This window comes from Bacillus sp. 05T31, assembly GCF_056396725.1.
The window spans coordinates 1-1,990 of the sequence record NZ_JBFTMA010000770.1; the positions used below are offsets into that span (position 1 = coordinate 1).

Consider the following 1,990-nt stretch of genomic DNA (forward strand, 5'->3'; position numbering starts at 1 on the left):
TTCATAAACTGTTGTTGAATTAACATACGCTCTTCATGTTCCATACCACCATGATAAAAAGCTACACCTGTAATTCCTTTTCCTCTTAAATACTCGGTTAAACGCTCTGTCCAGGCCCTACTTGAACAATAAACAATACCAGGCCCTTGCAAATACATTACATGCTCAAAAAGCGCCTCTTTTTTTTCTTCTATTGTTTCCACAAATTGCACTTCCATCGCAATATTTGGACGATCAATTGAGTACACATGCTCAGCAATATTTTTTAGATTTAAACTTTCCGCTATATCTCGCAGTACATCCTTTGTCGCAGTTGCTGTTAATGCTAGTACTGTCGGAGATCCGATACTCTCAATTACTTTATCTAATTTTTTATAATCTGGCCGAAAATCATAGCCCCATTGTGAAATACAATGCGCTTCATCTACGACAAATAATGAAATATGAATTTTTTTCAATTCTCTTATTAGAAGTTCCGACTGCAACATCTCTGGTGATACGAAAACAAATTTATAAAAAGATAGCTTTTTCATTGCTTCTCTTTTTTCAATTAACGTCCGAAAACTATTCAATGCAATAACTCGATTTTTCACGACATACTTTAATTGCGTAACTTGGTCTTCCATTAAAGATAATAATGGTGATACAACAAGCACCGTACCCTCTTGCAGAAGCCCCGGAAGTTGATAACACATTGACTTTCCCCTTCCAGTCGGAAGCATTGCTACAACATCTTTTCCTTCCAATAAGTCCGTAATAACTCCTTTTTGCCCCGGACGAAATTCAGAATATCCAAACCACTTATATAAATATTCCTCAAGCTTCATTTATACCCTCCATCCGTGCCAATACAAGACGTACTTCAAAATAAGAGATTTCCTCTCCAACCGCTTGCTTCAACACACGCAATTTACGTGTTTGTAATGCTTCAATTACTTTTGTTACTTTTTCCATTTTTTCTTTTTCCATAAACATTTCAATAGAAAATTCTTTTTCTCGTAAAGCAATTTCTACAAAATGGTCTTCTATCGTGGCAACCTTCAAATTCCGAATTGTTGCTATTTCTTCTAAAGAGCGTCCTTGTCTCCAAAGATTATATGTTTTTTTCGTTGATAAACTAAATAAATCAGCTTTCTCATTTGGATAAGATATAATTTCAGCTAATAATGGAAACTCATTTTCTTTATTACGAACTTCTTGAATAAGGAAATGAATTGTACCCCAAAATAAAAAATAAACTCGAAATATATCTTGTTTCGTAATTTCCGCTAATTGTTGTAAAGTACACCCAATACGTTTATACCCAGTTAACCGATATATTACGATTGTCGCCTCTACTGGATTATTTTTTTGTAAAAGAGTATGCATTTCCTTCCATAATCTTTTAGCCAATTCACTTCTCATATACGGTATTCCAGTGAGAAAACGTTTCACCCACATCATTATTTCTGTATCCTGTTGAATTGGAATAAATTTCGTATTCGCCTGTTGTAAATTCGAAATGGTTTGAACGATCAATGATAATCTCTTCCAAAACGTTTCACCTATTTCACCATAGTGTAAACCATTTAAATATGTCGGAAAGGCAAAGTCACCTTCCCATTTGTTTAATTGCACGTTACCAGCAGTCGTTAACACATATGTATTATCATGTATACCTTGAACTAAATCCGTTTGTAACAACTTTGCAACTTCTTGATCATAATCAGCTCTATTTAATGACTTATAAATCCCAAACAAAAAAGAAATTTGAAACATATTCCCATCTTGTAATGTTTGCGACGATCTCTTTCCTTTTAATAAATAATAAATCGAAGAAACGGTTCTTTCACCATTCAATTGTTTTAAACAATATAATAAAGTATATTGTAGCTGCATTACCGCTTCCACCTCTCAGTCTAACTTCATTCCTTTTTCAATACGATTGCACATTAACTGCTATTCATTTAACTTATCATATTCACACTACATGCTTGTATATATTCTATTG

Annotated in this window: 2 protein-coding genes; both read right to left on the reverse strand. The window is 33.6% G+C overall.

From position 1 onward, the window contains the following. Window positions 1-827: RecQ family ATP-dependent DNA helicase (locus AC1DJR_RS28015; RefSeq protein ID WP_477004050.1), on the reverse strand; the 827-nt coding region annotated here is incomplete at its 3' end. Then, on the reverse strand, window positions 817-1,878 hold the full coding sequence (locus AC1DJR_RS28020) for a YpbB family protein (RefSeq protein WP_002086645.1): 1,062 nt from the start codon (window positions 1,876-1,878) through the stop codon (window positions 817-819). The genes AC1DJR_RS28020 and AC1DJR_RS28015, both read right to left, overlap by 11 nt. Window positions 1,879-1,990 lie beyond the last annotated feature (112 nt).